Origin of the sequence: Shouchella shacheensis (assembly GCF_001484965.1) — a bacterium.
Classification (GTDB): domain Bacteria; phylum Bacillota; class Bacilli; order Bacillales; family Bacillaceae_D; genus Shouchella; species Shouchella shacheensis.
Genome location: NZ_LLYY01000009.1, coordinates 99,780 through 125,177, shown reverse-complemented (window position 1 = coordinate 125,177; position 25,398 = coordinate 99,780). Strand labels below are relative to the sequence as shown.

General features: G+C 48.7%; 24 protein-coding genes and 1 other annotated feature. All 24 genes read left to right on the top strand.

The window, feature by feature from the left end; translation table 11 throughout:
- The 24 genes from mraY (at window position 1) to carA (ending at window position 25,392) form a co-directional block, all read left to right on the top strand.
- Entirely contained in the window at window positions 1–975 is a 975-nt protein-coding gene (gene mraY, locus AVZ68_RS11510; RefSeq protein ID WP_059104701.1) for a phospho-N-acetylmuramoyl-pentapeptide-transferase, read from the top strand.
- On the top strand, window positions 975–2,330 hold the full coding sequence (gene murD, locus AVZ68_RS11505; protein WP_059104700.1) for a UDP-N-acetylmuramoyl-L-alanine--D-glutamate ligase: 1,356 nt from the start codon (window positions 975–977) through the stop codon (window positions 2,328–2,330). Before mraY ends, murD begins: the two co-directional genes overlap by 1 nt.
- Before the next feature lie 319 nt (window positions 2,331–2,649).
- Window positions 2,650–3,747, top strand: coding sequence for a stage V sporulation protein E (gene spoVE / locus AVZ68_RS11500; RefSeq protein ID WP_059104699.1), 1,098 nt, complete (start codon window positions 2,650–2,652; stop codon window positions 3,745–3,747).
- Between the two features lie 194 nt (window positions 3,748–3,941).
- On the top strand, window positions 3,942–4,706 hold the full coding sequence (locus AVZ68_RS11495; RefSeq protein WP_059104698.1) for a cell division protein FtsQ/DivIB: 765 nt from the start codon (window positions 3,942–3,944) through the stop codon (window positions 4,704–4,706).
- 308 nt (window positions 4,707–5,014) lie between these two features.
- Window positions 5,015–6,367, top strand: a complete 1,353-nt coding sequence (gene ftsA, locus AVZ68_RS11490; RefSeq protein ID WP_059104697.1) for a cell division protein FtsA — start codon at window positions 5,015–5,017, stop codon at window positions 6,365–6,367.
- A gap of 34 nt (window positions 6,368–6,401) precedes the next feature.
- A complete protein-coding gene (gene ftsZ, locus AVZ68_RS11485; RefSeq protein ID WP_059104696.1) occupies window positions 6,402–7,529 on the top strand; it encodes a cell division protein FtsZ in 1,128 nt (375 codons plus the stop codon).
- Window positions 7,530–7,929: 400 nt separating this feature from the next.
- On the top strand, window positions 7,930–8,829 hold the full coding sequence (gene spoIIGA, locus AVZ68_RS11480; protein ID WP_059104695.1) for a sigma-E processing peptidase SpoIIGA: 900 nt from the start codon (window positions 7,930–7,932) through the stop codon (window positions 8,827–8,829).
- A 26-nt stretch (window positions 8,830–8,855) separates the two neighbouring features.
- Complete coding sequence (gene sigE, locus AVZ68_RS11475) at window positions 8,856–9,569, top strand: RNA polymerase sporulation sigma factor SigE (protein ID WP_059104694.1); 714 nt, start codon at window positions 8,856–8,858, stop codon at window positions 9,567–9,569.
- Between the two features lie 302 nt (window positions 9,570–9,871).
- On the top strand, window positions 9,872–10,657 hold the full coding sequence (gene sigG / locus AVZ68_RS11470) for an RNA polymerase sporulation sigma factor SigG (protein ID WP_059104754.1): 786 nt from the start codon (window positions 9,872–9,874) through the stop codon (window positions 10,655–10,657).
- 281 nt (window positions 10,658–10,938) lie between these two features.
- Window positions 10,939–11,220, top strand: coding sequence for a YlmC/YmxH family sporulation protein (locus AVZ68_RS11465; protein ID WP_059104693.1), 282 nt, complete (start codon window positions 10,939–10,941; stop codon window positions 11,218–11,220).
- Window positions 11,221–11,299: 79 nt separating this feature from the next.
- Window positions 11,300–12,139 (top strand): peptidoglycan editing factor PgeF, encoded by an 840-nt coding sequence (gene pgeF, locus AVZ68_RS11460; protein WP_059104692.1) that lies wholly within the window; start codon window positions 11,300–11,302, stop codon window positions 12,137–12,139.
- Complete coding sequence (locus AVZ68_RS11455) at window positions 12,136–12,816, top strand: YggS family pyridoxal phosphate-dependent enzyme (protein ID WP_059104691.1); 681 nt, start codon at window positions 12,136–12,138, stop codon at window positions 12,814–12,816. Before pgeF ends, AVZ68_RS11455 begins: the two co-directional genes overlap by 4 nt.
- Before the next feature lie 21 nt (window positions 12,817–12,837).
- Complete coding sequence (locus AVZ68_RS11450; protein ID WP_059104690.1) at window positions 12,838–13,311, top strand: cell division protein SepF; 474 nt, start codon at window positions 12,838–12,840, stop codon at window positions 13,309–13,311.
- A 17-nt stretch (window positions 13,312–13,328) separates the two neighbouring features.
- Window positions 13,329–13,631, top strand: coding sequence for a YggT family protein (locus AVZ68_RS11445; protein WP_059104689.1), 303 nt, complete (start codon window positions 13,329–13,331; stop codon window positions 13,629–13,631).
- Complete coding sequence (locus AVZ68_RS11440; RefSeq protein WP_059104688.1) at window positions 13,631–14,407, top strand: YlmH family RNA-binding protein; 777 nt, start codon at window positions 13,631–13,633, stop codon at window positions 14,405–14,407. The genes AVZ68_RS11445 and AVZ68_RS11440 overlap by 1 nt, the downstream gene beginning before the upstream one ends.
- A 113-nt stretch (window positions 14,408–14,520) precedes the next feature.
- Entirely contained in the window at window positions 14,521–15,030 is a 510-nt protein-coding gene (locus tag AVZ68_RS11435) for a DivIVA domain-containing protein (protein ID WP_059104753.1), read from the top strand.
- A gap of 48 nt (window positions 15,031–15,078) precedes the next feature.
- Window positions 15,079–15,307 (top strand) — a binding site (T-box leader).
- Window positions 15,308–15,378: 71 nt separating this feature from the next.
- Window positions 15,379–18,153: an isoleucine--tRNA ligase gene (ileS, locus tag AVZ68_RS11430; RefSeq protein WP_059104752.1), complete on the top strand. Its 2,775-nt coding sequence runs from the start codon at window positions 15,379–15,381 to the stop codon at window positions 18,151–18,153.
- Window positions 18,154–18,331: 178 nt separating this feature from the next.
- Window positions 18,332–18,787, top strand: coding sequence for a signal peptidase II (lspA, locus tag AVZ68_RS11425; RefSeq protein ID WP_059104687.1), 456 nt, complete (start codon window positions 18,332–18,334; stop codon window positions 18,785–18,787).
- A gap of 1 nt (window position 18,788) precedes the next feature.
- Window positions 18,789–19,703 (top strand): RluA family pseudouridine synthase, encoded by a 915-nt coding sequence (locus AVZ68_RS11420; protein ID WP_059104686.1) that lies wholly within the window; start codon window positions 18,789–18,791, stop codon window positions 19,701–19,703.
- A gap of 211 nt (window positions 19,704–19,914) precedes the next feature.
- Complete coding sequence (pyrR, locus tag AVZ68_RS11415; protein ID WP_059104685.1) at window positions 19,915–20,448, top strand: bifunctional pyr operon transcriptional regulator/uracil phosphoribosyltransferase PyrR; 534 nt, start codon at window positions 19,915–19,917, stop codon at window positions 20,446–20,448.
- Window positions 20,449–20,613: 165 nt separating this feature from the next.
- Window positions 20,614–21,909, top strand: coding sequence for a solute carrier family 23 protein (locus AVZ68_RS11410; RefSeq protein WP_059104684.1), 1,296 nt, complete (start codon window positions 20,614–20,616; stop codon window positions 21,907–21,909).
- Window positions 21,910–22,095: 186 nt separating this feature from the next.
- Window positions 22,096–23,004 (top strand): aspartate carbamoyltransferase catalytic subunit, encoded by a 909-nt coding sequence (locus AVZ68_RS11405; RefSeq protein WP_082676529.1) that lies wholly within the window; start codon window positions 22,096–22,098, stop codon window positions 23,002–23,004.
- Window positions 23,005–23,023: 19 nt separating this feature from the next.
- Entirely contained in the window at window positions 23,024–24,304 is a 1,281-nt protein-coding gene (gene pyrC, locus AVZ68_RS11400; protein ID WP_059104683.1) for a dihydroorotase, read from the top strand.
- A complete protein-coding gene (gene carA / locus AVZ68_RS11395) occupies window positions 24,301–25,392 on the top strand; it encodes a glutamine-hydrolyzing carbamoyl-phosphate synthase small subunit (RefSeq protein WP_059104682.1) in 1,092 nt (363 codons plus the stop codon). Before pyrC ends, carA begins: the two co-directional genes overlap by 4 nt.
- Window positions 25,393–25,398 lie beyond the last annotated feature (6 nt).

The following is a 25,398-nucleotide window of genomic DNA, read 5'->3' as shown; positions in this document are numbered from 1 at the left end:
ATGGAAGAGTCTACACTTCTCCTCGTTCTTATTGTTTCATTCGGCTTGGCGGTGCTAATGTCGCCGCTTTTTATCCCTTTCCTTCGCCGACTGAAGTTCGGACAAAGCATTCGTGAAGAGGGCCCGAAGTCGCATCAGAAAAAAAGCGGGACACCTACCATGGGCGGGATCGTGATTGTTCTTTCGGTTCTGATTACCTCGCTCGTGATTGGGTTGTGGCTTACATCCTTTAGTCCACAATTGCTGCTGCTCCTTCTCGTAACAGTGGGGTATGGGGTTGTTGGTTTCTTAGATGATTATCTTAAAGTTGCCAGAAAGCAAAACTTAGGGTTAACCTCCAAGCAGAAGCTCGTTGGTCAGCTTGTGATTGCTGGAGGGTTTTGCGTTGGCTTGCAACAAGTTGGTCTTGACACAAGTGTTGCGATTCCAGGAACGACGGCTGCGATTGATCTCGGCTGGCTGTATTTTGCACTTGTCATCGTTATGCTTCTTGCTGGGTCAAATGCTGTGAACTTAACGGACGGCCTAGACGGTCTGCTTGCAGGAACAGGAGCGATTGCGTTCGGGGCCTTTGCGATTCTCGCGTGGAACGCTGGGTTTATGGATACGGCTCTATTTGCCACTGCCATCGTCGGTGCGGTCCTTGGCTTTCTCGTGTTCAATGCCCATCCCGCTAAAGTGTTCATGGGGGACACAGGGTCTCTCGCCTTAGGGGGCGCCATTGCGGCAATTGCCATCATGATAAACATGGAACTTATGCTTATTTTGGTGGGTGGGGTGTTTGTGATTGAGACGGCCTCGGTGATTATTCAGGTTATTTCTTTTAAAACAACCGGAAAACGAGTGTTCAAGATGAGCCCACTGCATCACCACTATGAGCTCTCCGGCTGGTCAGAGTGGCGCGTGGTTGTAACGTTTTGGCTTGTGGGGATGGTCCTTGCAGTGCTTGGTATTTATATTGAGGTGTGGATGTAATGAAACAGATAACGAGCTATAAAGACAAACATGTCCTTGTTATCGGCATGGCGAAAAGCGGAGCTGCTTGTGCAAAGCTTCTTATGCAGCTCGGTGCAGTGGTAACGATTAATGACGCAAAGGAACGAGATGAGAACCCACAGGCCGATGAGCTTGAAGCACTTGGGGCGATCGTCGTCTGCGGGGCTCATCCGCTTGAACTACTTGAAGGAGTGGATGCGGTGATTAAGAATCCTGGGATTCCTTATCACAACGCTCTCGTTGCAGAAGCGGTGTCGCGCGGCATTTCAGTGGTGACGGAGATTGAATTGGCTTCGCTTGTTTCAGAGGCTGATCTTCTTGCGATTACCGGCTCAAATGGAAAAACAACCACAACGACGCTTGTGCACGAAATGCTTCAGGGGAGCGAGCGCACGCCATTGATTGCTGGAAATATTGGGACCGTCGCCTGTGAAGTGGCTGCTCAAGCGACAGAGGATGACGTCATTGTGCTGGAAGTTTCAAGCTTTCAGCTGCTGGGGACGGAACGCTTTCAACCAAAAGTCGCCGTCTGGCTCAATGTGTTTGACGCCCATCTTGATTACCATGGCGACAAAGAAAGTTACATTGCCGCTAAATCACGGATCTGTGCGAACATGTCTGAGGACGATTACTTGGTGTACAACGCTGATGACGAGCACGTCACTCAGGCGATATTTGCCTGTAAGGCAAAGCGAGTTCCTTTTTCGGTGAAGAGTGTATGTAAGAATGGAGCTTATATCGAAAATAACCAACTCAGGTTTGCAGAGGAGGCGATTCTCCCTCTCGAGGAAGTGGTTTTACCTGGGTTTCATAATTTAGAGAATGTCCTTGCCGCTGTAGCAACAGCAAAGCTAGCTGGCGCAAAAAATAAGCAAATTTGTCATGTGCTCAAGACTTTTCCAGGCGTGAAGCACCGGCTGCAATTTGTGAAACGCTGGGAAGGCCGCCTTTTTTATAATGACTCCAAAGCGACCAACATGCTCGCAACCGAGGCGGCGCTCTCTTCGTTTGAAAAACCGGTAGTCCTTTTAGCAGGAGGACTGGATCGGGGGAATGAATTCGACGAGCTCATTCCGTACTTGAAGCATGTGAAGGCACTTGTGACGTTCGGCGAAACGAAGAAAAAACTGGCTCGCGTCGCGAAAGAGGCAGGGGTCAACGTGATTCAATACGCAGAGCGCGTTGAGGATGCTGTGACGGTCGCTGTTGAAGAGTCTGAGGAAGGAGACGTGCTTCTGCTTTCCCCGGCGTGTGCAAGCTGGGATCAGTACAGAACCTTTGAAGAGCGCGGCGATGCCTTTATCTCAGCGATTGAGCAGTTGACGGACAACTAGAAAGTTAGGAAGAGGAATGGTTCTTATGTCTCCGCGTTTTCCGTCAAGCAAAGCTCTAAAAAAGGGTAGGGCGTGAAAGGATGGTCCTATCTTCTACCTAATAGATTTGTTATTTGGACAAGCATGGTGACCCGTTCACGGTGCTTGTTCTTTTTTGTGCAGAACGTGTGAGCCTCGGCCATGCCACAGGGGGTGCGTTCTGGCCGGTGGATCCCTCGCTCCTGCCCAACCCGCCTCCGCTTTTCGGTTTTTAGGACATGTTTGTTCAAGTCGCCTCATATAGTTAACTGTGAGGTCGTAAATCGAGTAGAGGTGTTGTATGCATAAGCAAAAATCTGCACCAGACTACGTATTGCTGGGAGCTACGCTTGCGCTCCTACTCATTGGTATGATTATGGTATACAGCGCAAGTGCGGCGTGGGCGACGTATCGCTTTGAGGATGCTTTCTTTTTTGTGAAACGTCAGCTTTTCTTTGCGGGCACTGGAGTTGTACTGATGCTGTTGGTCATGCGCGTGGATTACTGGACGTGGCGTACCTATAGCAAGCTGCTGGTCATCATCTGTTTCATTTTGCTGATTGTCGTTTTGATTCCAGGCGTCGGTCTTGTTCGTGGAGGTGCTAGAAGCTGGTTAGGGGTCGGGGCTTTTTCCATTCAGCCTTCTGAATTTATGAAAATTGCCATGATTATCTTTCTTGCCAACTACTTGGCGCTCAACCAGAAGCGGATTGTTTCGTTTACGAAAGGGTTGGTTCCATCACTCGGCATCGTCTTAATTGCATTTGGCATGATCATGCTTCAGCCTGACTTAGGAACAGGAGCGGTTATGGTCGGGACATGCGTGATTATGATTTTTATTGCAGGTGCACGCATCCGCCATTTTGTTTTTTTGGGGCTACTAGGTGTTGCTGGGTTTGTAGGTTTGGTTGTCTCAGCGCCGTACCGAGTTCAGCGCATCACATCTTTTCTCGACCCGTGGAGCGATCCATTAGGAAGTGGGTTTCAAATTATTCAGTCTCTGTTTGCGATCGGGCCAGGTGGGCTCTTAGGGATGGGGCTTGGTGAAAGCCGACAAAAATACTTTTACTTGCCAGAGCCACAGACAGACTTTATTTTTGCGATTCTAGCAGAAGAAATGGGGTTTGTTGGTGGGGCCATTGTTATCGTGTTCTTTTCGATTCTCTTCTGGCGTGGTGTTCGTATCGCGCTCGGTGCACCGGATTTATTTGGCAGCTTTCTGGCAACCGGCATCATTTCGATGGTAGCCATTCAGGTGATGATCAATATTGGGGTGGTGACGGGGTTAATGCCTGTCACAGGCATTACGCTTCCCTTGTTAAGTTACGGGGGCTCATCGCTCACGTTAATGCTCGTCTCTCTAGGTGTTCTTTTAAATATTAGTCGACAGGCGCGATAAGAGGTGGGAGGGTAGCGACAAAGCTGCCCTTTTCTCGGTTTCTGTGTCAATCATTGAAAATATCATGTGTTTTCCTTCCCTTTTCCAAGACGTTTCGTGCTAGAATAAGGGCGTGAATGTGTGACCTTGCCTAGCATGCTATGTGAGTGAACTCTCTTAAAAAGAATGAGAGCATCATATAGGGGGGACCGAAAATGAATGATGAAAAAGTCGTTTCAATGAGTGAGCGAATACCAACCATTAAAGAAGAAAGAAAGAGACGAGCCAATCGGCGCCTGATCTTTTTTTTGACCTTATTTTTTTTCCTTCTTGTAGCGATTATCTATTTTCAGTCTCCGCTTAGCGATATCTCGAGTGTCCAAGTTGTTGGAAATGCCATTGCAACGGAGGAAAAGGTGATTGAGGCGAGCGGGTTATCGGAAGGGATGAACATTTGGAATCTGGCAGCCGAGGAGCGGGAACAAACCATTGAGGGCATGAAGGAAATCCAAAGCGCCAGCATTTCTAGGGCGTTTCCCAATAATGTTGTTGTTACCGTTGAAGAGTATCCACGCGTAGCGTATGCATACAACGACGGTGCCTACTCCCCCATTTTGCAAAACGGAGAAGAGCTGGAGCCGATTCCAAACGATCAGTTATCTGGAGACGCGCCGATCCTCGTTGGGATGGACGATTCGGAAGTCATCGCTCAGTTAGGAGATGAGCTTACGCAAACGTCGGCAGAAATCATTAATCGAATTTCGGAAATTGTTTATGCGCCGACTGAAGAAGATTCCCTTCAAGTAACTCTTTATATGAATGATGGTATTGAGGTGCGTACCTCGATTGATTCGTTTGCCGCGAATATGGAGCCGTATCCAGCGGTTGCTCTGCAAATTGATCCCGACCGTAATGGAGTCCTTCATATGAAAATGAGCCCGTACTTCGAAGACTATGACTATGAAGAGCAGGACTCATAATCTAGGAGAAAGGATTCAATTTTAACTCCTTATTCTTGTAATTGTTTTGTAAAAAAGGAAGGCGAGAGGCTCGGGCGCCAGCTTTTGTTTAAGGAAATCATTCAGAGCTTGCTAGAAACAGCCAAGGTTTGGCTTTTCTAGTTGTTCATCTTAGTGTAGACTTGTAGGTAATGGACTCTAGCTACCATTTTCGTAAAGTACTACAGTAAGAAAGTGTAGGAAATAAAGAGGATTCGAAAACGTAACGTTGAATACGTACGTATACGATAACTGTTACGACATTTGCTTTAAAAATGTGTTGAAGATGTATGACTGGTTTGGCAGGATGGAGCCATACCTGTCCTGATGAGGAGGTGCCGCTAGTGAAAAGTGAAACATACGTAAGTCTAGATATCGGAACTTCTAGCATTCGTGTAATTATTGGAGAAGTTACAAATGGTTCCATTAATGTGTTAGGTGTGGGGAGCGTTGACTCGCAAGGTATTCGAAAAGGCGCAGTTGTCGATATCGACGAGACCGTAACGTCTATTCGCGCCGCTGTTGAGCAAGCTGAACGAATGGTAGGGCTTAAGATTAAGCAGGTGATCGTTGGTGTCAACGGCAATCATGTAGCTCTTGCCCCCTGTCACGGGGTTGTTGCTGTTTCGAGCAGTGACCGTGAAATTGGGGGAGAAGATGTCACGCGTGTGATGGAAGCTGCGGAGGTGATGTCCATCCCCCCTGAGCGTGAAATTATTGATGTTATTCCAAAGCAATTTATCGTCGACGGCCTTGATGAAATTACGGACCCGCGTGGCATGATCGGCGTTCGACTTGAAATGGAAGGCACGATGATTACGGGTTCCAAAACTGTTTTACATAATTTGCTTCGTTGTGTGGAGCGAGCAGACTTGGAGGTCGCAGACATCTGCCTAAATTCTCTTGCCTCGGGGGCTGTGGCTGTCTCCAAGGATGAAAAGAGCTTAGGGGTTTGTATCGTGGATATTGGTGGAGGTTCGACAACGATTTCCGCTTTCGAACAAGGCGCGCTTGTCGCAACATCGGTTCTCCCTATTGGCGGTGATCACATGACCAATGATCTAGCCGTAGGTCTTCGCGTATCAACAGAAGAAGCTGAGCGAATCAAACGTAAACATGGACATGCCTTCATTCCTGAAGCCTCCAGTGAGGAGCAGTTTTTGGTTCAAAGTATTGGTTCTACAGAAAAACAAACCATGACGCAATATGATCTTGCTCATGTCATAGAACCTCGCATGGAAGAGATGATCGAACTTCTGGCCAAAGAGCTTGCTCGCCTTGGGTTCCGTAGCTTTCCGAGTGGATTTGTTCTCACCGGAGGTACGGTGATGCTGCCGGGTGTGTTAGAACTGACCAAAGAAATGCTTCAGGGGAATGTGCGTGTCGCAACCCCGGATTATATCGGAGTACGTGAACCTAAGTACACCGTAAGCATTGGCCTGATTCAGTTTGCACACAAGAACAGCAAGGTACAAGGAAGAGAAGTGGCAGCGTCGGTAAGTGAAGCTGCAACAGGCGCTACTCAAGAAGAGCCGCCTCGAAAACGGGAAAAACGCGAAGCGAAGGAAAAGACAAAGTCAAATGAATCATCAGAGTCGGATTCCAAAATGAAAAATTGGTTTATGCGTACGTTTTTTGAATAAAAAGCTGGCAGAAGTTTGGTTAGGGGGATAAGAGATGTTAGATTTTGAAATGGACATGGAGCAGCTTGCTCAAATAAAAGTAATAGGTGTCGGGGGTGGAGGCTCGAACGCCGTCAACCGTATGATTGAGAACGGGTTACAGGGTGTTGAATTCATCGCTGTTAACACGGATGCACAAGCGCTGCAACTTTCAAAAGCAGAGAAAAAGCTTCAGTTAGGAGGAAAGCTCACCCGTGGACTCGGGGCCGGGGCTAACCCAGACATTGGCAAGAAAGCTGCTGAAGAAAGTCGAGAGCATCTGGAAGAGTTTTTGCAAGGCGCTGACATGGTCTTCATTACGGCAGGTATGGGCGGTGGCACCGGCACAGGTGCTGCACCTGTCATTGCCGAAGTGGCTCGCGAAATCGGAGCGCTGACTGTAGGCGTTGTCACACGCCCGTTCACGTTTGAGGGACGCAAGCGCCAAACTCAAGCTGTCTCAGGCATTGGAGCGTTGAAAGAAAAGGTCGACACGCTCATTGTCATTCCAAATGACCGCCTGCTAGAAATTGTCGACAAAAACACGCCAATGCTAGAGGCATTCAGAGAAGCGGATAACGTGCTCCGCCAAGGGGTCCAGGGGATCTCTGATTTGATTGCCACTCCTGGGTTGATTAACTTGGATTTTGCCGACGTGAAAACCATCATGAGTGAAAAAGGCTCAGCTTTGATGGGGATTGGTATAGCAACGGGAGAAAACCGTGCGGCAGAAGCGGCGAAAAAGGCGATTTCCAGCCCGCTCCTTGAAACATCCCTAGATGGCGCACAAGGGGTCTTGATGAATATCACGGGAGGCTCAAACCTAAGCCTTTATGAAGTCCATGAAGCAGCGGAGATCGTCTCTCAAGCGTCAGACTCAGAGGTCAACATGATTTTTGGTTCCGTCATCAATGAAAACTTAAAAGACGAGATTGTCGTAACGGTGATTGCCACAGGCTTTGAAACATACGCTGAGGGCAAGCCTTCCCGTCCAGAGTCTCCTGGCGCTTCTGCCTCCCAACCAATGAGGGAAGAGCCCAAACGAGAATCGCGCTTTCAGTCTTCTGGGAACGAAGAAGAATCGCCTTCTCAGCCTGATACGCTCGACATTCCAACCTTTTTAAGAAACCGTCGAAACCGATAAGATCTATCGATAAAAAAGCGATGCCGCATGCATCGCTTTTTTGCGTTGTCTAGCTTGCTCGAGGCATCTTTAAGCCAACACTGGGCTTGATAATACCGTCGTTAGGGCGCCTCCGCTTTTCGTATTGCCTAGCTTCGGCGGTAGAAGCAAGGGGTTTTTCAGTCCTGCCCTGAAATTCAAATTCGGGATTGCGAGTAGCAGGCCTTCCAAAATCCTCGCTTCTGGTGCGACCCGCCTGCGCTTTTCAATTCTTCCTTTATTTCCTTCGCTATTTCCCTTATCCCCGCATTGACAGTGTTTGCTAAAAGCTTACAAAATAACAACCCCATTGTCGCCATGAAATGACAGACTTCCAAAAACGTATCTACTATACTTGAAGCAATTAATAGGAGGAAAAGGGATGACGGTATATGTTGATTTAATCTGGCTGCTTAACCTTGGCATTGATTATTTGCTTATTGCTGTAACGGCCTTGATGCTCAAACGTCGCTTCCAGCATATACGCATGATGTTAGCAGCTTTGTTTGCCTCTCTTATTGTCGTCCTGATGTTTACACCGGTGGCGCCACTTTTCTCCAATGCCTTTATCAAGCTCGGGTATTCGGCGGTGATTGTCTGGATGGCCTTTGGCTACAAGCGTTTCACTTTTTTTGTCCAGGGGTTTGCCACTTTTTATTTTGTCACCTTTGTAACGGGAGGCGGTTTGTTCGCAACTCATTACTTCTTTGAGACGGATGCGGACATTCTTGGTGCTTTGCCAGGGTACGGGTTGGCAGGCAGCGCTGTTAGCTGGAGTTTTGTGCTGATTGGATTCCCGCTGGTGCTCTATTTTGCGAAGCATCAGGTCGAAACGTTCGAAGAAAAGAAGATCAACTTCGCCCAGCTAGCAAAGGTACGTATGTGGATCGAGGACAAAGAGATTGCCGTTACCGGGCTGATTGATAGCGGGAATCAGCTCAAAGACCCTATTACGAAAACACCTGTGATGATTTTGGAGACCCATCAGTTATATGAGGCATTTGGCAAAAAGCAAATGGATGCCGTGGTTTCACTCTCAATGGAGAAGGAAACCGAGGATTTTCCTTTATTTTCAAGAGTGCGCGTCGTCCCATTTCGAGCCGTCGGTCAAGCAGACCCGTTCTTGGCGGCGCTTAAACCAGACCGTATTCAAGTGATTCATCAAGGGGAAACGTTCGAGACGGGCAATGTCTTAATTGGACTGCAGTCTCAGACGCTTTCTCCAGAAGAGGCTTACCAGTGCATTGTACATCCAAAGCTTGTTCAAGGAAGAGCAAGTTAACAACATTCGATCAAGGGGGAACGACTGTGTTTAAATTAAAGGCGAGATTGATCTGGTACCGAATTTTGCACAAGCTAGGTTTAAAAGCGGATGAGATTTATTACATAGGGGGAAGTGAAGCCCTTCCACCACCGCTTTCCAAAGAAGAAGAAGCCGAGTTGCTTGAGAAACTGCCAAGTGGGGATAAGGCGGTGCGATCAGTGCTTATTGAACGTAACTTGCGACTAGTCGTTTACATCGCCAGAAAGTTTGAGAATACTGGGATTAACATTGAGGATTTGATTAGCATCGGTACCATTGGATTGATCAAAGCGGTCAATACCTTTAACCCTGAAAAGAAAATCAAGCTAGCGACGTATGCCTCTCGCTGTATTGAAAATGAAATTCTCATGTATTTGCGCCGTAATAACAAAACGCGCTCGGAGGTATCGTTCGATGAACCACTGAACATTGATTGGGACGGGAATGAGCTCTTGCTTTCAGACGTGCTTGGTACGGAAGAAGATATTATTACCCGCGGCATTGAAGAAAAGGTTGATCGCAAGCTGCTTGTAAAAGCTCTTTACACATTAAATGATCGAGAGAAGCAAATTATGCAGCTTCGCTTTGGTTTGGCAGGGGAAGAGGAGAAAACGCAAAAAGATGTTGCTGATATGCTTGGCATTTCGCAGTCGTATATTTCCCGCCTTGAAAAGCGCATTATTAAGAGATTGCAAAAAGAATTTAATAAAATGGTTTGAGGAAAAGAGGGGATCCCCTCTTTTTTTGTTTAGTTACTGCGGGTAGAAGCGCGGAGATTTTTCAGTCCTGGCAAGCCTTGTCTAAGGTCGGATTTCTTATGTCAGGCCTTCCGAAATTCCGTTTCTGAGCAACCCGCCTCCGCTTTTCGGATACAGTGGTTAAAAAATTTTTGAGACAGTCGCGATTGTCACTACAGCGATTTTCTTGTCAAGTCCTTTTTGTCGGAGGATTGGAGGTGCATATTTTTCCCTCCGAGGGAGATACTTTTTTTGACATCATCTTCCTTGTAGGGGGTATAGAATTGACTCGAAATAAAGTTGAAATATGTGGCGTTGATACATCAAAGCTCCCTGTTCTAAAAAATGCGGAAATGCGTGAGTTGTTCGCAGAATTGCAGGGTGGTTATGAACCAGCAAGAGAAACACTTGTAAACGGCAATTTACGACTAGTTTTGAGTGTCATTCAGCGTTTTAACAACCGAGGTGAAAATGTTGACGACCTTTTTCAAGTGGGCTGTATCGGCTTGATGAAATCCATTGATAATTTTGACCTTGGACAAAATGTAAAATTCTCTACCTATGCGGTTCCGATGATCATTGGGGAAATCAGGCGCTATCTGCGTGACAATAACCCAATCCGCGTTTCTCGCTCACTCCGAGACATCGCCTATAAAGCATTGCAAGTACGTGATCAAATGATGGCTGAGAAGAAACGGGAAAAAGAACCGACTGTTCAGGAAATCGCAAATGTTTTAGAGGTCCCAAAAGAAGATGTCGTGTTTGCCCTCGATGCCATCCAAGATCCGGTCTCATTGTTCGAGCCGATCTACAACGATGGGGGCGATCCGATATTTGTTATGGATCAAATTAGCGATGAGCGCAACAAAGATGTGAACTGGGTAGAAGAAATTGCCCTTAAGGAAGCAATGGTTCGCTTAAATGACCGTGAAAAAGTCATTCTAAATATGCGATTTTTTGAAGGGAAAACACAAATGGAAGTAGCCGATGAAATTGGCATCTCCCAGGCCCAGGTGTCTCGTCTCGAAAAGGGCGCCATTCAGCAAATGAACAAGCATATTGAAACGTAAATAAAAAGCCGCTCGCTTCATTCACTTGAAGACGGGCGGCTTTTCGGATGGTCTAGCTCCGTCGGGTAGAAAGCGTCGGGATGTTTCAGCCCTGCCCGGAAATCCAAGACGAGGATTTCTCGCGCAGACCTTCCAAAGTTCCCGCTTCTGAGCAACCTGCCTCCGCTTTTGGGTAATCCAGAGCTTGCTATGTGAAGGAGCCTGTGCTTTTTCTTGCACATAAACAAGGGATGCCCGCGCATATAGTAGACTACAGAACAAAGCGAAAAGAGGTGAGGCTCATGATGAAAATTTCAGAGCTGTCGGCAAAGGATATCGTAAACATGGAAAATGGCAAGCGGCTCGGTCAACTAAATGATTTAGAAATCAATTTAGATACAGGGAAAATTGAGGCTCTTATTATTGGTCATGGTGGAAAGGTAATGAGTTTCTTTCAACAAAAAGACGGGGAAGTCGTGATTCCCTGGAAAAATATTATTAAAATAGGCTCAGATGTTATATTGGTCGAAGTTCCGGCACGTTATCAAGCAGAGGTAGCCATGCGCGAAAACACTCTTAAATAAGGAGAAAGAATCGTTTCTTGCCACACGGGAGTTGTGGTAGAATGAAACATAAGAGTATGCCTTGGAGAGGAGACGTTTGATGGGCTCAAATGAATATAGGCACGCGACGGATCGCTTTTTACAGGCAACGACTTTTTCCTCCCTTTCTCCTCATCTTCTAGCAGGGTTTACGACACGAAATGGCGGAGTGAGCAAAGGGCCTTTTCATTCGCTGAATCTCGGTTTTCATGTGGGAGATGACCCATGTAGCGTCGTTGAAAATCGCACGCGTGTCGCAGAAGATATCGGATTACCGCTGGACCGTTGGATTGGGAGTGAGCAAGTACATGGAGCACGGATCGTGTATGTGACAAGGGAGGATGCAGGCAGAGGAGCCACCTCCCTTGACACGGCCCTTTTAGGAACAGACGGGCTTTACACAAGCGACGAGGGTCTCGTTCTCACAAGTCTCTATGCGGACTGTACGCCTCTTTCTTTCTATGCCCCCACACACGGCTTCATCGGCTTGGCGCATGCTGGATGGAAAGGCACGGTAGCGAAAATTGGACCAACCATGGTTCACACGTGGAAAAAGGAGCATGACATTCCAACTGAAAACGTGTTTGTCTTAGTTGGTCCTTGCATCTCCGCTGATCACTATGAGGTGGACGAGCGTGTGATGCAAGAAGTGCGAAAGGTATGTCCGGAAGCTGACACGATGCCCTTCGAAGAAACACGCCCTGGGCATTATTCTCTTAATTTGTCCCTCTTAAACAAGCAGCTGCTCATTCGGGCAGGTGTCAAAGAAGATCATATCTATATGTCTTCATATTGTACGTTTAAAGAACATCAGTTTTTCTCACATCGAGGAGATCAGGGGCGTTCGGGCCGAATGATGAGCGTGATTGCGCTTAGGTCGAAAGGTGAGCTGGATACATGACGATAGAAGAAAAGTTCGCAACGATAAAAGCCGACATCGTGGCTAGCTGTAAAAAGGTAGGCCGTGACCCAGACCGTGTTCATTTGGTGGCTGTTACTAAATATGTCAGCATTGAAACCGCAAGAGAAGCGCTTGATTGCGGTGTCGATCATATTGGGGAAAACCGTGTCGATAGCGCCGTCGAAAAGATGGAGGCGCTCGGTGACCGGGGAAGCTGGCACTTTATCGGTTCGCTGCAATCAAGAAAGGTAAAGGGTGTGGTGGGGCGCTTTCACTATCTGCATTCCCTTGATCGAATGAGCCTGGCAAAAGAGCTTCATAAGCGAATGCCAGAAGGAGAGACGATGAATTGTTTTGTTCAAGTGAATGTCTCTGGTGAAGAAAGCAAAAGTGGACTAGCTCCTCGAGACGTTCAGGCGTTTATCAAGGAGGTACGCTCGTATCCAGCCGTTCGTGTTATTGGACTGATGACGATGGCTCCTTTTGTCAACGATCCCGAAGAAACAAGGCCGAGCTTTCGAAAGCTTCGCGAACTGCGCGATGAAATCGCTGCTCAGCAGCTTGAGCACGCCCCTTGTACCGAACTTTCTATGGGCATGTCCAATGATTATCGCATCGCTTTAGAGGAAGGCGCCACATTTATCCGCGTTGGTTCCGCTCTTGTCGGAGGTGAATAACCGTAAGAAGGAGGAAGTACGATGAGTATGAAATCGAAGTTTAAGCGCTATTTTACCCTAGATGATGATGTTGAAGAGACGCACGAATATGTAGACTACCCAGAGGAAGAGGAGAAGGGCATGCGACAAACTCGTTCCTTTAATCGAATTGAGGAGCGGGGTGAAGGGACGAACGAGTCTTCAAAAAACGTGCTCAGCTTGCAAAGTGTGCAAAAATCAGCGAAAATGATATTGCTTGAACCGCGCACGTACGAGGAAGCGCAGGAAATCGCCGATCATTTAAAAAAACGCAAGGCTGTTGTGATTAATTTGCAACGAATCGCCAAAGAACAGGCACTGCGCATCGTTGATTTTCTTAGTGGTACGGTTTATGCGATTGGCGGGGACATTCAAAAGCTTGGGCCAAGCATTTTTCTGTGTACGCCCGACAATGTAGAAATCACAGGTTCGATTTCGGACTTACTTCAAAATGAGTCAAACTACGAGCGTATGTAGTTCGACGAGGCAAGAGGATGGTGAAGAGGGAAGTGGAAAGCACAATTACGGCGATATTTAGCCTATTGGCAACGGCCATGCGAGCCTATTGGTTTTTGCTGATTATCTATATTTTTATGTCATGGTTACCAAATGCGAGGGAATCGCAATTTGGTCAAATGCTAGGAAAAATTTGCGAACCTTATCTTGAAATCTTTAGGGAGTTTATTCCCCCTATCGGTATGCTTGATTTGTCTGCGCTAGTCGGCATCATTCTTCTTAGTTTCGCTGCTTCTGCGGGGGTACCTGCTTTGCATGACATGGTTCTTTCCCTATTCTGATGTCGATTTATGAACATTTTCGCGCAGAGGAGAAACCATTTATTGACCAGGTCTTCGCCTGGCGCGAAGAAGCGGGCACGTACCATCAAGAGCGAATGACTGATTTTCTTGATCCTCGTCAGCAGGACATTCTGCGTTCGGTCATTGGTCATAGCGAAGAGGTGGTTCTCGCCTTTGATGGCGGCTCGCGAGGGAGCGAACGAAAGCGCTCATCGATTCGTCCCGCTTACTTGCAATACGAGGTGGTGGATTGGCCAATCAGCGTGTTAAAAGCGACGTTCTCAAGCAAGTTTCTAACGCTTGATCATCGAGACGTGTTAGGCGCGCTGATGAACAGTGGGATGAAGCGTGAGAAGTTTGGCGACATTATCGTGAAAGAAGACGCGTTCTTGTTTGCCTGTGCCAAAGAAATGGAAAGCTACTTGCTAGCGACCTTCACCCAAGTAGGAAAGGCGAAAATCGAACTCCAAAGCGCTGATGAAGGAGAGTTCGCGATTCCGGAAGAAACGTGGGCTGAACGCTCTACAACGATCTCCTCTATGCGGCTCGACACGGTCGTCGCAGCGGTTTCGGGTCTTTCGCGTACGAAGGCAAGCGATGCGATTGGCAAAGGTCTCGTCAAAGTCAACTGGAAACAAATCGAAGACCCCTCTTTTAAACTGGACGAAGGGGACTATCTTTCCGTTCGAGGAATTGGCCGCAGCAAGCTGCTCGCGATCGAAGGAAGAACAAAAAAAGACAAATACCGCGTAGTGCTCGGCAAAAAGCAAGGGTAGGCCGGGCAGACGTGTCTACGTACTGCGAAATTTGGCGATACATAAAATTTTAAGCAGGAACGTGAATGTATATGTCGAAATACTTATTGAGTATGTACATGGAGGTGGCTGCGTTGCCTTTAACGCCCTTAGATATTCACAATAAAGAATTCACTCGTTCATTTCGAGGATACGATGAAGACGAAGTGAACGAATTCCTAGATCAAGTCATCAAAGATTATGAAGCCGTGTTGCGGGAGAAGAAAGACTTGTTTGAACAAGTGAGTGCCTTGGATGAAAAGCTTGAGCACTTCACCAATATTGAAGAGACGCTGAACAAGTCGATTCTTGTGGCTCAGGAATCTGCGGACGAGGTCCGCCGCAATGCGCAAAAAGAATCACAGCTAATTGTCAAAGAAGCGGAGAAAAACGCAAACCGCATCGTTAACGAAGCGCTTTCCAAGTCTCGAAAAGTAATGATGGAAATGGAAGAGTTGAAGAAACAGGCGTCCGTTTATAAAATGCGCTTCAAGATGCTGATTGAGGCGCAAATGGAAATGCTGCAAACCGATGATTGGGAAGAGCTAGCCGAAGAGGGCGAAGTGGATGAACAAGCACTCTTCAGCGAACAGGGGCAGTCATAAGCAGTTGCAATCTCGCTAGGCGTGCCATATAATAAGCAAATAAATCCTACGACAACGTTGACGAGGGACAGTAGCGACCAAATTCGTGCAGCAAGCGAGCCAGGGACGGTGAAAGCCTGGCATGCATTTTGGATGTGAAGATCACCCTCTAGTTTAGCCTGCGAAAGCCGAACCGGCGAGTAGAGGGCAGCGTCTCATTCGCGTTATGAATGCCAGAGTGGAAGAGTGCTTCTCTTTCATAAGGGTGGTACCACGGGAAAACCTTCTCGTCCCTTTTTAGGGATGAGGAGGTTTTTTGTCGTTTTTACCGTTTTTTTTTCAATCATTAAACTTGAAGGAGTGAAGGAAATGGAATACAAAAAGACCCTGCTCATGCCCAAGACGGCGTTTCCGATGCGCGGAAACTTGCCGAACAATGAGCCAAAGCGTCAAGAAAAATGGGAAGAAATGAACGTGTATGCCAAAGTTCAGGAGCGGACGAAAGGCCGACCATTTTTTATCTTGCATGATGGTCCTCCGTACGCTAACGGAGACATTCACATGGGGCATGCGCTCAATAAAATCATCAAGGACTTTATCGTGCGCTATAAATCAATGAGCGGCTACCACGCCCCGTACGTGCCTGGCTGGGATACCCACGGCCTGCCGATTGAAACCGCACTGTCGAAAAAGAAAAAAGTCAATCGCAAAAAAATGACGGTGGCGGAGTTTCGTGAGCTGTGTGAAAAATACGCGCGTGAGCAAATCAATTCTCAGCGACAGCAATTCATGCGACTTGGCGTTCGCGGGGATTGGTGGAATCCGTACATTACGCTCAATAAGAGTTACGAAGCCGAACAAATCAAAGTTTTCGGCGAAATGGCGAAGAAAGGGTATATTTACAAAGGCAAAAAGCCCGTCTACTGGTCTCCATCATCGGAGTCCGCGCTGGCTGAAGCGGAAATTGAATACCATGATAAGCGCTCTGGCTCCATTTATGCAGCGTTCAAGGTGGTGGACGGCAAAGGGGTTCTTTCCAACAGTGATGAGTTGGTGATCTGGACAACAACCCCATGGACGATCCCGGCTAATTTAGCAATTGCCGTTCATCCAGAGCTTGACTATAACGTTGTAGCCGTGGGTGGGAGATCATTCGTTGTGGCAAGTGGCTTGTTGGAGACGTTGAAATCAGAGCTTGAGTGGAGCGAGGCAAAGCTCACCAAAACGGTAAAAGGTTCTGAACTCGAAAACATTGTTTGCCGGCACCCTTTTTACGATCGTAACTCCCTTGTCATTACTGGCGAGCATGTGACGCTGGATGCGGGGACAGGGTGTGTTCACACCGCTCCAGGACACGGGGAAGACGATTTTCTCGTCGCTAAGAAATACGGACTTGACGTTCTTTGTCCAGTGGATGACAAAGGGGTGATGACCGAGGAAGCGCCAGGGTTTGAGGGCGAGTTCTACGACAACATCAATAAGACCGTCAGTGAGAAGCTTGAAGCAGCGGGCTCGCTCTTGAAGCTATCGTTTATCACTCACTCTTACCCGCATGACTGGCGAACGAAAAAGCCGGTAATCTTCCGAGCAACTTCCCAGTGGTTTGCTTCGATCGCTGATTTTCGCGACGACTTGCTCAAGGCTGTCGGCGAGACGGAGTGGATTCCGGCCTGGGGGGAGACGCGAATTCACAATATGGTGCGTGATCGCGGCGACTGGTGCATTTCTCGTCAACGAGTCTGGGGAGTACCGATCCCGGTGTTTTACGGAGAAGACGGGCAAGAGATCATTACCGAAGAAACGATTCAGCATGTCTCCGATCTGTTTCGTGAACACGGTTCGAATGTATGGTTCGAGCGGGAAGCGAAGGATCTTCTTCCGGAAGGCTTTACCTCCGAGCATAGTCCGAATGGGCGCTTTACAAAGGAAACGGACATCATGGATGTTTGGTTTGACTCCGGTTCTTCGCATCAGGCGGTGCTTAAAGAGAGAGATGATCTCTCGTTCCCCGCCGATCTCTATTTCGAAGGGAGTGATCAGTACCGTGGCTGGTTCAACTCTTCTCTTTCGACATCCGTTGCCATCAACGGCGAGGCGCCTTATAAAGGCGTCCTAAGTCACGGCTTTGTGATGGATGGAGAGGGCAAAAAGATGAGCAAATCTCTTGGAAACGTCATCGTTCCGAACGATGTCATGAAGCAGCTAGGAGGGGATATCCTCCGTCTATGGGTCGCTTCTTCCGATTATCAAGGAGATACACGCGTCTCCGATGCCATTTTGAAGCAAGTGGCGGAAACGTACCGGAAGATCCGCAACACTTTCCGCTTTCTGCTCGGCAACTTGCATGACTTTAGCCCAACCCGTGATGCCGTGAATCGTGAAGAAATCACAGGGGTTCATAAGTTTATGCTCGTGAAGCTCAATGAACTCATCGACAAGGCCCATAAAGGATACAACAGCTATGATTTTTCGAGTGTCTACAATGGCGTGCGTAATTTCTGCACAGTGGAGCTGAGCGCGTTCTACATGGATCTGGCCAAAGACACGCTCTATATTGAGCACGCGGATCATCCAGAGCGCCGCATGATTCAAACTGTGATGTATGATGTCGTTGTGGCTTTAGCGAAGCTCATTTCGCCAATGCTTCCGCATACCGCTGATGAAGTATGGGAGAACATCCCCGGCGTTGAAGAAGAGAGTGTGCAGTTGACTGACATGCCTGATGCGCTTGAGCAAGGGAACGTGGATGGATTGCGCGCGCATTGGAGTGCCTTTATGGACTTGCGCGATGATGTGCTCAAGGCACTTGAAGTAGCCCGAAATGAAAAAGTCATTGGCAAGTCGTTACAGTCGGCGATCACACTTTACCCAAATGCGGAAAAACGAGCGCTTCTTGAAGCGACCGATGGCTTGAAGAAACTCTTTATCGTTTCCAAAGCAACGGTAGCGAAAGAAGGAGAAACAGCTCCTGCGAATGCCCAAGTTTTTGAAGGGCTTGCGGTCGTCGTTGAAAAAGCAGAAGGGGAAACATGCGAACGCTGTTGGCAGGTTAAGAAATCTGTTGGCGAGCACACCGAACACCCAACCCTTTGTGCGGAATGTGTGGAAACGGTAAGCAAGCATTATGCAAGCGTAGAACTGTAAGAACGTTGAAAGAGGGGCGCTTCGTCGTGGCTATAACAAACCACGATCGGGGTGCTCTTTTTTGGTTGAAGGGTTAGCGGGTGGCCTTCTTTCTCCTTTTTTTAACGAGGAGCAAACAGACAAGGGACCCTTTTTATGCTAAACTAACGGTATTGCTTAAAAGAGTGGAGGAAGACACTTGTTTTACTTACTGGCCCTTATCGTTGTTGCGATTGATCAGCTAACCAAATGGCTTGTCGTTGAAAATATGGAGCTGGGAGAGCGCATTACTGTCATTGAAAATGTCTTTTACATATTCTCACATCGCAATCAAGGCGCAGCCTTTGGTATTCTGCAAGGACAAATGTGGTTTTTTTACATTGTGACTATTTTTGTGATCGGAGTGATCATCTATTTAATGCAAACCGATGCCAAAGGAAATCGGCTCTTGCAAACAGCCTTAGCCTTGATCCTTGGGGGAGCGATTGGCAACTTCATTGACCGTGTTCGGAATGGAGAAGTCGTTGATTTTATTGATACATTCGGCACTTTTCCGATCTTTAACATCGCCGATACGGCTCTAACCATTGGCGTGGGGCTATTTATTATCGGCCTTTTCTTAGACGGGCGAAAAGAGAAAAAGGGGAACGCGTAAAATGACCATCGAATGGACAGTGAATGAAGAACAGCACATGCAACGGCTTGATAAACTGGTGGTCGTCCTGCATGAAGGAGCCTCAAGAACGAACGTGCAGCGCTGGATTGAAGAAGGTGTAATTCTTGTGAATGAGGGACGTGTGAAGCGAAATTACAAAGTCGCTACCGGGGATGTGGTTGCTCTTGATGAGCCCGAACCGGAGGAAGTGGAACTCAAACCAGAGCCTTTGCCTCTTGACGTGGTGTACGAAGACAAAGACGTGATTGTGATTAACAAGGCACGAGGCATGGTCGTGCACCCCGCACCGGGACACCGAAGCGGCACGCTCGTCAATGCGATTTTGTATCACTGCAAAAACGACCTCTCTGGGATTAACGGGGAGATCCGTCCAGGCATTGTCCACCGGATTGATAAGGACACGTCCGGGCTTCTCGTGGTTGCTAAAAATGATACAGCTCATGTCAGCCTGGCTGATCAGCTGAAGGCAAAAACAACGGAACGACATTATGAAGCCATCGTGCACGGGGTGATCGCTCACTTAAAAGGAACGGTCGACGCACCGATCGGACGTGACCCGAAGGACCGGCAGAAAATGACGGTCACGCACCACAATAGTCGGGACGCAGTGACTCACTTCACATTGGCGGAAACGTTTGAGCGCTACAGCCGCGTGACCTGTGAGCTGGAGACAGGGCGAACGCACCAAATCCGTGTGCATATGAACTATATAGACCATCCGATTGCCGGCGATCCGAAATACGGGCCGAAAAAGACATTGCCGATCGCTGGGCAGGCACTTCACGCTTCTGTGCTTGGGTTTCTGCACCCGACGACGAAGGAAAGTCTCCGCTTTCACGCACCGCTTCCAGAAGATATGCAAGCACTTTTGGAGGACTTGCGGAATTCGTATTGACAAGTCACGCGCGATTTGCGATACTAAGAGCAACTTAATCAGTCCTTTAAACACAGTCCAGAGAGGCTAGCAAGGAATCGGATCAAGCAAACTGTAATACTTTGCTTATCTCCCCCCCTGTCCTCTGTCGGACAGGGGGTTTTTCGTGTCTAAGCGAAGCAACACTGGCCTCCTTCTGTTTTGGACTAGATGAACGATTGGGGGGATCCTCGTGTCGCGAAGCATTTTGGACGGTGATGCGATTCGCAGAGCGATTACGCGCATGTCTCATGAGGTGATTGAACGCAACAAGGGAGTCAAGAACTGCGTGCTCGTCGGTATTAAAACACGCGGTATTTATCTCGCGAACCGGCTGGCGGAGCGAATCATGGAGATTGAAGGAGAAGCGATCGCTGTAGGGGAAGTGGACATCACCCTTTACCGCGATGACTTAACGCCAAAGACAACCAATCAAGAGCCTGTGCTCCAGGGAACCGATATTCCTGTGGCCATTAACGGCAAAACCGTAATTCTCGTCGATGACGTGCTTTATACCGGGCGCACGGTTCGAGCTGCTCTGGATGCCTTGATGGATTTGGGTCGTCCGGCGCAAATTCAACTGGCTGTGCTGATTGACCGGGGCCACCGAGAGTTGCCGATTCGACCAGATTATATTGGGAAAAATGTCCCAACATCAAAAATGGAACGCATTGCCGCACGACTTGTTGAAGTTGATGCGGAGGATGCGGTTACAATTGAAAGCTAAGTACCTCTTTAATACAGTCCCGTGAGACTGACAAGAGGACGTTACCGAGAATGCGACAACGTTCGTATGTTCTTCGCTAACGCCTGCCTCCTGTCTTCTTACGACTGGGAGGCGTTTTTTATGTCTAGCTCTGGTGGGTAGCTAGGCAAGAGAGGAGCAGAAGCAGTGGAAGAGAGAAGAATGAGACTTGGAATCAAGGAAATACCGAGAGCGGATCAATGGCTCCTGTTTAGTTTGCAGCACTTATGCGCCATGTTTGGGGCCACGGTGCTTGTGCCGTTTTTAGTAGATATGAATCCGGCGACAGCGCTGTTGTCAAGCGGGCTAGGGACACTGGCGTTCATTCTGATAACAAAAGGACAGGTGCCCGCCTATCTCGGCTCTTCCTTTGCGTTTATCGGCCCGATTGTCGCAGCCCAAGGGATGGGCGGTACGGAGGCAGCGATGGTCGGGGCGTTCTTCGCAGGGATCGTGTACGGAATCGTGGCACTAATCATCAAGGCCGCGGGAACGAAATGGATTTTTAAAGTGCTGCCTCCAATTGTCATTGGCCCTGTGATCATGGTGATCGGACTCAGCCTCGCGGGTACAGCGATTGGCAATGCAATGTATGTTCCCGGAGTAGAAGAGACTGTTTACAGCGCACCTCACATATTAACAGCGCTTGTAACGCTTCTCGTAGCGGTGGTTGCGACGATGTATTTTAAAGGTTTCCTGAACTTGATTCCGATCTTGCTCGGACTTGTCGTTGGCTATGTGTTTGCCTACTTTCAAGGATTGGTTGACTTTCAACCGGTCAGAGAGGCCGCCTGGTTTGCAGCGCCAGATTTAATCGTTCCGTTTGTCACGTACACGCCTTCGCTTTCCTTAGCGGTGATTGTGATTATGGCTCCTGTCGCCCTCGTGACAATCGCTGAACACACTGGGCAGCTCACGGTGCTTGGCAAACTGGCAGGGAAGAACTTTCTTGAGAAACCAGGAATGCACCGAACGCTCATGGGGGATGGTCTTGCCACCATTATTGCCTCGCTTCTTGGCGGACCACCCAATACAACATACGGAGAAAACGTAGGGGTTGTGGCAATCACACGAGTGTTCAGCGTATTCGTCGTCGGTGGGGCTGCCGTCCTCGCCGTTGTTTTCGCCTTTGTTGGAAAGGTCGCTGCGCTTATCTCATCCATTCCAGAGGCTGTCATGGGCGGTGTGTCGATTCTATTGTTTGGCATCATTGCTTCGGCTGGTATTCGAATGCTAATTGACAGCAGAGTCGATATGGGAGAGAAACGAAACATGGTCGTCGCTTCAGTGATCCTGATCCTAGGCATTGGCGGCGCGTATATTGAACTTGGTGAGAATGTCGAGATTCCATCGATGGCACTGGCGACGATGGCAGGCTTACTTCTTCACGGCATTCTCCCAAATCGGAAGGTTAGTTACGGCACATCGGATTCAACCACATAAATGATTGTATCTTTAAACGAGTACAGAGAGACTCAAAGGTATGGTACTGGAGCTTAGGCTCTCCCCCTGCCTTGAGTGTGTCTCAAGGCCATTTTTCTAGCTCCGGTGGATAGAAATTAATCGACCCGCCTACGCTTTTTCGGATTATGGTCTTAAAGACACACCATTCCAAAGGAGGCTAAAACGATGATTGTCCAAATGAAGCCAAAAATGAGAACAGGCCTGCATACAATGAACGAGCTTAGCACCACGGAAATTTATGAGCTTCTGCACACGGCTGAAGCGTTCACGCGTGGAGAAAAATGGTGTCCGCAGGAGCAAACCTTCATTGCCAACCTTTTCTTTGAACCAAGTACACGGACTCGTTTTAGCTTTGAAGTGGCAGAAAAGCGATTGGGACTTGAAGCCCTTAATTTTGACGGAGACACTTCGAGCACTCAAAAGGGAGAATCCTTATATGACACCGCTAGAACGCTTGAGTCGCTCGGAGCGGAGGCGCTCGTCATCCGCCATAAGCAGGACAGCTACTTTAATGATTTGCAAGGTCTCGGGATTCCTGTCATTAACGCAGGAGACGGCTGCGGGCACCACCCGACACAATCGCTCTTAGACCTTTTGACGATCAAGCAAGAGTTCTCTCGCTTTGAAGGCCTTCACGTTGTCATCGCTGGAGACCTACGCCATAGCCGCGTTGCTCGCTCCAATGCCGATGTTTTAACCCGGCTTGGTGCTCGTGTCTCGATTAGTGGACCCAAAGAGTGGATGAGCGGCTTTTCTCACCTCTATCCGTATCTAACGATGGATGAGGCGGCGAAGCAAGCCGATGTGCTGATGCTGCTTCGGATTCAGCATGAGCGGCACGGAGCAGAGGGGGACTTGCCCAAAGCCATGTATCACGCTCAGCACGGGCTAACGCTTGAACGCGAGGCGGAAATGAAGACTCATAGCATTGTCATGCATCCAGCACCTGTCAATCGCGGCGTCGAAATTGCTGATGAGCTCGTGGAGGGCAGGCGGTCACGCATCTTCAAGCAAAGCGCCAATGGGGTTGCGACACGCATGGCGGTCTTAAAACGAGCACTTTCAGACAACTAACGATAAGGGGATGAGAGAGATGGCAGTGAAAATCGAAGGTGGGTTCGTCTTAGATGAAAACGGGGAACACCGACAGCAGGATGTGTTTATAAAAGAAGGAAAAATTGCGTTTGATCTCACCGGGGAGGATGTGACATCAACCGTAGATGCGAACAGCAAGCTGGTTACTCCAGGGTTTGTGGATGTCCATATCCACTTGAGAGAGCCAGGCGGCGAAAAGAAGGAAACGTTTGAAACGGGGACGCTTGCGGCGGCTAAGGGTGGGTTCACCACGGTAGCAGCCATGCCAAACACTCGCCCCGTGCCGGATACGGCGGAAACGCTTAGGACTCTTACTGAAAAAATGGCAAAGAGGGGCCATGTGCGTGTGCTCCCTTATGCGTCGATTACAACCAGACAGCTTGGAAAAGAACTGACCGATTTTGCTGCCTTGAAAGCCGCGGGGGCGTTTGCCTTTACCGATGACGGCGTTGGCGTGCAATCGGCAGGAATGATGCTGGAAGCGATGAAGCAAGCGGCGGCGCTTGACATGGCGATTGTCGCTCACTGTGAAGACAACACGTTGATCAACGGCGGAGCGGTGCACGAGGGCAGATATTCTAAAGAGCAAGGGCTCAACGGCATTCCTTCCGTATGTGAAGCAGTCCATATTGCCCGTGACGTCCTGCTTGCAGAAGCCGCCGGGGCTCACTACCATGTTTGCCATGTAAGCACGAAGGAATCGGTGCGCACGATTCGCGACGCTAAAGCGGCCGGGATTCGAGTCACAGCAGAGGTCACACCGCATCATTTGCTGCTTTCAGAAGATGACATTGAAGGGCAAGACACCAACTATAAAATGAACCCGCCCCTACGCTCAAGCGCTGATAGAGAAGCGTTGATCGAAGGCCTTCTCGATGGCACGATCGATTTTATCGCTACCGATCACGCCCCGCATACGGCCGAAGAAAAACAAACGAGCATGGAGCGCGCCCCATTCGGCATTGTCGGTCTTGAAACAGCGTTCCCACTTCTCTATACCCATTTTGTGAAAAAAGGGATTTTCACGCTTGCTCAGCTCGTTGACTTTTTAACAGCCAAGCCTGCGACGACGTTTGGTATTCAAGGCGGGGAGTTAAAAGCAGGGGCAGCCGCAGACATCACGATCCTAGATCTTGAGGCAGAGGAAACGATTAAACCACAGATGTTTGCTTCCAAAGGACGCAACACACCGTTTGCCGAATGGAGGGTCAATGGCTGGCCTATCTATACATTTGTGGACGGCAAGATGGTGTTTGAGAAGGAGGCGGTCAAACAATGAACAAGCAGCTTGTACTAGAAGATGGAACTGTGCTAAAAGGGGAAGGGTTTGGCGCCGATGTCCCGATGAGCGGAGAAGTCGTATTCAATACGGGCATGACCGGCTACCAAGAAATCCTCTCTGATCCGTCGTATTGCGGACAAATTGTCATGCTTACGTATCCGTTAATTGGCAACTATGGCATCAACCGTGATGACTTTGAATCGCTCTTGCCAGCGATTGCTGGTCTGATCGTTCGCGAAGTGGAGTTTGAGCCAAGTCACTGGCGCGAGCAGGAATCTTTGCATGAGTTGCTCCTCGCGAAAAACATTCCTGGGATTGCCGGCGTCGATACACGCATGCTCACACGGAAAATTCGCGCCCACGGGACGCTACGCGGACGTATTTGTGAGGCTCCGCTCGATTCGGAAGCGATCGCGGCGGAACTACGGGCGGGTGCGCCTCTGACGGATCAGGTCAGTCGTGTGTCCGTCAAAGCTCCGTACCATGTGCCGGGCAAAGGCAAACGCGTCGCTCTCGTGGACTGTGGCATGAAGCACGGCATCTTGCAATCATTGATTGAACGAGAGTGTGACGTTGTCGTCGTTCCTTATAATACGTCAGCTGAAGAGATATTTCGCTTGGGCGTTGACGGTGTACTCGTCTCCAATGGTCCTGGAAATCCAGTGGATGTGCCAGAGACGGTGGAAACCGTGCGAGCGCTCATCGGCGAGGTTCCCCTTTTCGGCATTTGCCTCGGACACCAGCTATTAGCTCTCGCAAGCGGCGCGACAACGAGCAAGCTCAAGTTCGGTCACCGTGGCTCCAACCATCCCGTGCGTGAGCTTGATACAGGAAGGATTGACATTACCGCGCAAAACCATGGCTACACGGTCGATCGTGATTCACTTAAGAGTACTCAGCTTGAGTTGACGCATGAAGCGGTCAATGACGGAACGGTGGAAGGACTCCGTCATAAAGAGGAACAAGCCTTCAGCGTGCAGTACCATCCGGAGGCATCGCCTGGACCGCATGATGCGAGCCGCTTATTTGATCTATTCATAGAAATGATGGATGAGACAAGCAAAAAACAACGTGTCCTCGTATAGGACCAT

Coding starts and splice junctions, on each gene's coding strand:
- spoVE (WP_059104699.1), top strand. CDS start 2,650: ATGCATAAGCAAAAATCTGCACCAGACTACGTATTGCTGGGAGCTACG.
- AVZ68_RS11420 (WP_059104686.1), top strand. CDS start 18,789: ATGACCATCGAATGGACAGTGAATGAAGAACAGCACATGCAACGGCTT.
- pyrC (WP_059104683.1), top strand. CDS start 23,024: ATGGCAGTGAAAATCGAAGGTGGGTTCGTCTTAGATGAAAACGGGGAA.
- AVZ68_RS11405 (WP_082676529.1), top strand. CDS start 22,096: ATGATTGTCCAAATGAAGCCAAAAATGAGAACAGGCCTGCATACAATG.
- spoIIGA (WP_059104695.1), top strand. CDS start 7,930: ATGACGGTATATGTTGATTTAATCTGGCTGCTTAACCTTGGCATTGAT.
- AVZ68_RS11450 (WP_059104690.1), top strand. CDS start 12,838: ATGAGTATGAAATCGAAGTTTAAGCGCTATTTTACCCTAGATGATGAT.
- AVZ68_RS11455 (WP_059104691.1), top strand. CDS start 12,136: ATGACGATAGAAGAAAAGTTCGCAACGATAAAAGCCGACATCGTGGCT.
- ileS (WP_059104752.1), top strand. CDS start 15,379: ATGGAATACAAAAAGACCCTGCTCATGCCCAAGACGGCGTTTCCGATG.
- pgeF (WP_059104692.1), top strand. CDS start 11,300: ATGGGCTCAAATGAATATAGGCACGCGACGGATCGCTTTTTACAGGCA.
- mraY (WP_059104701.1), top strand. CDS start 1: ATGGAAGAGTCTACACTTCTCCTCGTTCTTATTGTTTCATTCGGCTTG.
- AVZ68_RS11445 (WP_059104689.1), top strand. CDS start 13,329: ATGGTGAAGAGGGAAGTGGAAAGCACAATTACGGCGATATTTAGCCTA.
- AVZ68_RS11465 (WP_059104693.1), top strand. CDS start 10,939: ATGATGAAAATTTCAGAGCTGTCGGCAAAGGATATCGTAAACATGGAA.
- AVZ68_RS11440 (WP_059104688.1), top strand. CDS start 13,631: ATGTCGATTTATGAACATTTTCGCGCAGAGGAGAAACCATTTATTGAC.
- ftsA (WP_059104697.1), top strand. CDS start 5,015: ATGACTGGTTTGGCAGGATGGAGCCATACCTGTCCTGATGAGGAGGTG.
- carA (WP_059104682.1), top strand. CDS start 24,301: ATGAACAAGCAGCTTGTACTAGAAGATGGAACTGTGCTAAAAGGGGAA.
- murD (WP_059104700.1), top strand. CDS start 975: ATGAAACAGATAACGAGCTATAAAGACAAACATGTCCTTGTTATCGGC.
- AVZ68_RS11495 (WP_059104698.1), top strand. CDS start 3,942: ATGAATGATGAAAAAGTCGTTTCAATGAGTGAGCGAATACCAACCATT.
- ftsZ (WP_059104696.1), top strand. CDS start 6,402: ATGTTAGATTTTGAAATGGACATGGAGCAGCTTGCTCAAATAAAAGTA.